The organism is Streptomyces colwelliae, from assembly GCF_048158785.1.
In the GTDB taxonomy this organism is placed as follows: domain Bacteria; phylum Actinomycetota; class Actinomycetes; order Streptomycetales; family Streptomycetaceae; genus Streptomyces.
In genome coordinates this window covers 1-5,881 of the sequence record NZ_JBLTJC010000523.1, presented here as the reverse complement: position 1 = coordinate 5,881, position 5,881 = coordinate 1, and the positions used below count along the sequence as shown (strand labels likewise).

Annotated in this window: 6 protein-coding genes; 2 read left to right on the top strand and 4 right to left on the bottom strand. The window is 71.3% G+C overall.

The annotated features are described in order from the left end of the window. A partial coding sequence (locus ACNFOC_RS49675) for a DUF2510 domain-containing protein (RefSeq protein ID WP_416965585.1) occupies positions 1-615 on the bottom strand: 615 nt, incomplete at its 3' end. A 265-nt stretch (positions 616-880) separates the two neighbouring features. On the opposite strand from ACNFOC_RS49675, the gene ACNFOC_RS49670 reads away from it, so the two are divergent. Beyond that, positions 881-1,354, top strand: coding sequence for an SsgA family sporulation/cell division regulator (locus tag ACNFOC_RS49670; RefSeq protein WP_390160037.1), 474 nt, complete (start codon positions 881-883; stop codon positions 1,352-1,354). Positions 1,355-1,373: 19 nt separating this feature from the next. Here ACNFOC_RS49670 and ACNFOC_RS49665 read toward each other — a convergent pair whose 3' ends face one another. Continuing rightward, positions 1,374-2,780, bottom strand: coding sequence for an FAD-binding oxidoreductase (locus tag ACNFOC_RS49665; RefSeq protein ID WP_416965586.1), 1,407 nt, complete (start codon positions 2,778-2,780; stop codon positions 1,374-1,376). Between the two features lie 92 nt (positions 2,781-2,872). On the opposite strand from ACNFOC_RS49665, the gene ACNFOC_RS49660 reads away from it, so the two are divergent. Next, a complete protein-coding gene (locus ACNFOC_RS49660) occupies positions 2,873-4,339 on the top strand; it encodes a tetratricopeptide repeat protein (RefSeq protein WP_416965584.1) in 1,467 nt (488 codons plus the stop codon). 22 nt (positions 4,340-4,361) lie between these two features. On the opposite strand, the gene ACNFOC_RS49655 is transcribed toward ACNFOC_RS49660, so the two are convergent. Together ACNFOC_RS49655 and hppD are read right to left on the bottom strand one after the other, a co-directional pair. Then, positions 4,362-5,228, bottom strand: a complete 867-nt coding sequence (locus ACNFOC_RS49655) for a phage baseplate protein (protein WP_416965583.1) — start codon at positions 5,226-5,228, stop codon at positions 4,362-4,364. Positions 5,229-5,260: 32 nt separating this feature from the next. Next, the coding region (gene hppD / locus ACNFOC_RS49650; RefSeq protein ID WP_416965582.1) for a 4-hydroxyphenylpyruvate dioxygenase at positions 5,261-5,881 on the bottom strand (621 nt) is incomplete at its 5' end.

The window sequence follows — 5,881 nt, the reverse complement described above, 5'->3', positions numbered from 1 at the left end:
GCCGCTGAGCGCAGCGCGCGCACCGACGTGTCCAGTCCCAGACCGCGAGCGCCGGGCAGCCAGGCGGCTACGACTGGCTGGCCAAGCGGGTCTTCGCCGGGACACCGCATGTCGACACGTATCTCCTGGAGTTCGACGACGAACGCTCCGGCGACTTCGCCCCGCACCGCGCTGGCGTACGGCTTCGAAGCCGTCACCACCGTCATGGTGTTCGGCGCGGCCCGTCCTCGGGTCCGGGGAGCCCCAGGAGACACGGCGGTCCTGGTCGCCGCCGAACCCGCTCTGGTGGGCACGGTCCGCGCCCCACGCGGCCGCCGGTTCGGGGCGGCTGCCGTGCTGGGCCTCCGCCGGGTTCACCCGGTTGTCCGGCGCCGGGTCCTCGTCGAAGAAGTGCGGCCCGGTCTCCTCGACCGACTGACCCGACCGACCCGGCTGACCCGACTGGCCCGGACCGCCCGGCGCGCCGAGCGGCAGGCCGTCCGACGGCGCCGGGCGGCTGGTGCCGGGCACCCAGGCCGCGCCGTTCCAGTACCGGACATAGCCAGGAATGGACGGGTCCGGGTAGTACCCCTCGCGGGGCCTGTCGTCACCGGGTGCCGGCGTTGGGGCGCTCATGTCCGTCGTCCCGTATCTGCTCGGAGGTCAAATGGGGGTGTCCACATCTATCAGACCCGTGCGACCGCCACTGCCCGTCCCGCCGGACCCACCCCTTTCCGGGCAACCTCGTGCACGGAGTCCACACGCTCCGAAGCCCCGCGAAGCCTTCGTGACGCGGCGCGGAAAAAAAGTTTCCCGAACTCGCGTAATGCTTCCGCCCGCACGCCCTCTCCACTCGTACGGGCCCACCGCGGGGCCCGGTCAGCGAGAGGAGTCACACGCCATGCACACAGTCGTAGAGCGGGAGTTGGAGCTCAAGCTCATCCTGTCGCCGGAGCGGAGCATTCCGGTCCCGGCCCTGCTGAGCTACCGCACCGACGATCCGTACGCCGTCCACATCTCCTTCCACATCAACTCCGAGCACCCCGTGAACTGGACGTTCGCCCGTGAACTGCTCGTCGAGGGGGTGTTCCGGCCGTGCGGGCACGGGGACGTGCGGGTGTGGCCGACGAAGGTGGAGCGGCGCAGTGTCGTCCTGATGGCGCTGAGTTCACCCGACGGGGACGCCCTGCTGGAGGCCCCGGCGGCGCAGGTGTCGGCATGGCTGGAGCGCACCCTTCGGGTGGTACCCCCGGGCTCTGAGGCCGAGCAGCTCGGCATCGACGCCGGCCTGGCCGAGCTGCTCGCACCGACGCCGGCCGACGACCTGTGGCTGCGCGACCCGTGGCCGTCGGACGAGTCGCGGGACGGGGAGTGAGCCGTAGGGAGGTTCGGGTTCAGAAGAGCTTGCCGGGGTTGAGGATGCCCAGCGGGTCGAAGGTCGCCTTGACCGCCCGCTGCATCTCGACGCCCACCGGGCCGATCTCGCGGGCCAGCCACTCCTTCTTCAGGACGCCGACGCCGTGTTCGCCGGTGATGGTGCCGCCGAGTTCCAGGCCGAGGGCCATGATCTCGTCGAAGGACTCGCGGGCGCGCCGGGACTCGTCGGCGTCCTGCGCGTCGAAGCAGACGGTGGGGTGCGTGTTGCCGTCGCCGGCGTGCGCGCAGACGCCGATCGTCAGCCGGTACTTCTCGCCGATCCGTTCCACCCCTTCGAGCATCTCGCCGAGCCGCGACCGGGGCACGCACACGTCGTCGATCATCGTCGTGCCCTTGACCGCCTCCAGCGCCGTGAGCGACAACCGCCGCGCCTGGAGCAGCAGTTCGGACTCGGCCGCGTCCTCGGCGGGCACCACTTGCGTGGCTCCGGCCGCCTCGCAGAGGGCTCCTACGGCGGCCAGGTCGGCGGCCGGGTCCAGCGTGTCGAAGGCGGCGAGCAGCAACGCCTCCGTCGTCTCCGGCAGTCCCATGTGCGCCAGGTCGTTGACGGCCTTGACGGTCGTACGGTCCATCAGTTCGAGGAGGGACGGCACGTGCCCGCCCGCCATGATCCGGCACACGGCGTCGCACGCCTCCGCCGCCGACCCGAACTCGGCTGCCAGGACGAGCTGTTGGGGCGGCTGCGGCTTCAGCGCCAGGATCGCCTTCACCACGATCCCGAGCGAGCCCTCCGAACCGACGAACAGCCGGGTCAGGTCGTACCCGGCGACGCCCTTGGCCGTACGCCGGCCGGTGGTCATGAGCCGCCCGTCGGCGAGGACGACGTCCAGGCCGAGGACGTACTCGGCCGTCACCCCGTACTTCACGCAGCACAGCCCGCCGGACGCGGTGCCGATGTTGCCGCCGATCGTGCACATCTCCCAACTGGAGGGATCCGGCGGGTAGTAGAGGCCGTGTTCGTTGACCGCGCGGGAGAGGGTCGCGTTGATGACGCCCGGCTCGACGACCGCGATGCGGTCGACCGGGCTGATCTCCAGGATGCGGTCCATCTTGACGAGGGACAGCACGACGCAGCCCTCGGAGGCGTTCGCCGCGCCCGACAGGCCGGTGCGGGCGCCCTGCGGGACGACCGGGACGCGCAGTTCGGTGGCGACGCGCATCACGTGCTGGACCTGTTCGACCGTGCGCGGCAGCACGACGACGGCGGGGGTGCCGGACGGGCAGAAGCTCGCCATGTCGTTGGCGTACGAGTCCGTGACGTCCGGGTCGGTGAGGACGGCCTCGGCGGGCAGCCCGGCCAGCAGCCGGTCGACGAGGGTCCCGGTGTCCTGGTCGCGAGGCGCTTCGATACGGCTCATGATCACAGCGTCGCACTCGCGGCCATCGGTGTGAACCCCGTCCACGCGTGGCTTTCGGTGCCGGGATGTGGTCGTCGTACTGACGCACAGTGAGCGCCATGGAGAACGAACAGCGGAGCCCTGGTACGTCCCTGGTGGCGGAGGCGCGGGGGCGCCGCTCCCCCGTTCTGCGGCGGGTGCTGATCGCCTCGGTCGCCGGGTGCGCCGTGGTCGGCGGGCTGCTGTGGCTGCTGCCCGAGGAGCCGCGTCCGGCGCCGCCGCCCGCGCCGGGACCCAAGGCGCAGGCGCTGAGCGCGGTCACCGCGGGGGTGCCGGCCGCGCTGCCGGACCTGGCCGCGCTGATCGGCGACCGTGAGACGCGGGTGCGGGTCCATCCGCGGGACGCGCGGTCGTGGGCGGTGCTCGGCTCGGCCTATGTGGAGCAGGGGCGGCGGACCGGAGACACCCTGTACTACCCGAAGGCCGAGGAGGCCCTCCGTACCGCGCTGAAGGTGCGCGCGAAGGGCAACGACGCGAGCGCCGTGGCGATGGACGGTCTGGCGGCCCTGGCGAACGAGCGGCGGGACTTCCGCGCGGCGCGCACCTGGGGCGAGGCCGCGGTGAAGCTGGCGCCGAGGCGGTGGACGACGTATCCGCTGCTGATCGACGCGTACACCGGCCTCGGCGACTACAAGGCGACCCGGCGCACCCTCGACAAGCTGCTGGAGCTGCGCACCGGGCCCGCCGTGATGGCGCGGGCCGCCGCCGTCTACCGCGACCGGGGCTGGCGCGAGGACGCCGCCGCCCAGCTCGCCGACGCGGCGGCGAAGGCCACCGCCCCCGCCGAGCAGGCCGCCTGGCTGCAACGCGCCGGTGAGCTGGCCTGGGAACGCGGGGACCGGGAGGTCGCGCTACGGCACTTCGAGGCGGCCGTACGGCTCGACCCCGACCAGCGGGAGGCGCTGGCCGGTGAGGGGCGCGCGCTCGCGGCGCTGGGCCGCACCTCGGAGGCCCTGAACGCGTACCAGGTCGCCCTCGCCAAGCAGCCGACCCCGCAATACGCCCTGGAACTGGGCGAGTTGTACGAGGCGCTCGGCCTCGGCCAGGCGGCCCGCGTGCAGTACGACACGCTGCGCGCCCTCGCCGCCAAGGACGCGGCGGCCGGGGTCGACGACGAGTTGGTCCTCGGCGTCTTCGAGGCGGACCACGGCGACGCGCGGGATGCCGTACGGCGGCTGCGCGCCGAGTGGACGCGGCAGCCGGGGATCGCGGTGGCCGACGCGCTGGGGTGGGCGCTGCACCGGGCGGGGCAGGACGAGGAGGCGCTGAAGTTCGCGTCGGTGGCGACGGACAAGGTGCACGGGGGCGGGGTGCGGGACGCGCTGTACGCGTTCCACCGGGGCATGATCGAGCGGGAGTTGGAGAAGTTCGCGTCCGCGCGACGGCATCTCCGGGAGGCGTTGCAGATCAACCCGTACTTCTCGCCGCTGCGGGTGCCGCTGGCGCAGGCCGCGTTGACGGCGCTGGGCGAGCCGCCCGAGGAGGGTCTGCCCACGGACAAGGAGCCGCAGGGGAAGACGAGTTGAGGGCTCTCGCGGACAACTGCGGCTACGGCTTGTAGCAGAGGGAGAACTCCCGTGCTCCCGCCTCCCCGGACGCGAAGCCGACGCACAGGCGGGTGCGGGGCTTCGTGCGGACGGCGAGGCCCTCCGGTTCGCGGTAGGTGAGGGTGTAACCGGCCTCCGTGCGGGACTGCTGGACGAGTTCGCCGGTGCGGATGTCGAGGCAGGAGACGTAGGTGTTGCCGTGCTTCGCGGGCGGGTTGGTGGTGGAGTCGTAGGCGGTTCCCGCGAGTTGGTACAGGTAGTCGCCGTCGAGGGCGTAGCCCTGGAACGGGATCGCCGGGTTCGGGTGGGCGCCGGTCTGGGCGATGTCGGCGATCGGCGCGGAGTAGTCGCGGGCGACGAAGGCGTCCAAGTCCCAGACTCGGTACCGGGGTTGGTTGGCGATGCGGTAGCGGATCGCGATGCGCTTCGAGGTCATGCAGACCGTGGGCTGGTTGTTGGTGGAGTTCGCGATCGGCTTGCGGACGGCCACGTCGGCGGACGTGCGGGTGGCGCCGGCGGCGAAGTGGAAGCGGGTGACGGCCTGGCCGTAGGCGCCGCCCGAACCGGCCTTCGCGGCGGCCTCGGTCCAGATCCACACATCGCCGTCGGAGGTGTTCTGCACGCCCATGCTGACGCCGTGCCCGAAGCCCTGGAGGTGCATGTGGCCGAGCGCCTTGCCCGTGTAGTCGAGCTGGTTGAGGCAGAGGTTGCCGGCGTCGGCGCCGCCCGTTCTCAACTGGAGGACGTACAGGCGCTGGTGGACCTCGTCGAGGGCGAACGACTGGAGGACCGTGGGCTCGTGCAGGGTGCCCTTCTGCCACAGCCAGCGCTTCGCCGGTGCTGACAGATCGATCGGCGCGTCGGCCACGGTCCTCCCAAGTCCCTTGCGGGACCCGTGCGTTACAGGTTGCCCCGCTTCTCCTGCTCCCGCTCGATCGCCTCGAACAGCGCCTTGAAGTTGCCCTTGCCGAAGCCCATCGAGCCGTGTCGCTCGATGAGTTCGAAGAACACCGTAGGACGGTCCTGGACCGGCTTGGTGAAGATCTGGAGAAGGTATCCGTCCTCGTCGCGGTCGGCGAGGATCTTCAGCTCGCGCAGGGTGTCGACGGGGACGCGGGTGTCGCCGACCCACTCGCCGAGGGTGTCGTAGTAGGAGTCAGGGGTGTCGAGGAACTTCACCCCGGCCGCGCGCATCGTCCGTACGGTCCGCACGATGTCGTTGGTGTTGAGCGCGATGTGCTGGACGCCCGCGCCGCCGTAGAACTCCAGGTACTCGTCGATCTGGGACTTCTTCTTGGCGACGGCGGGCTCGTTGATCGGGAACTTGACCTTCAGCGTGCCGTCGGCGACGACCTTCGACATCAGGGCGCTGTACTCGGTCGCGATGTCGTCGCCCACGAACTCCTTCATGTTCGTGAAGCCCATGACCTTGTTGTAGAAGCCGACCCACTCGTTCATGTGGCCGAGTTCGACGTTGCCGACGCAGTGGTCGATCGCCTGGAAGGTGCGGTGGGCGGGGGC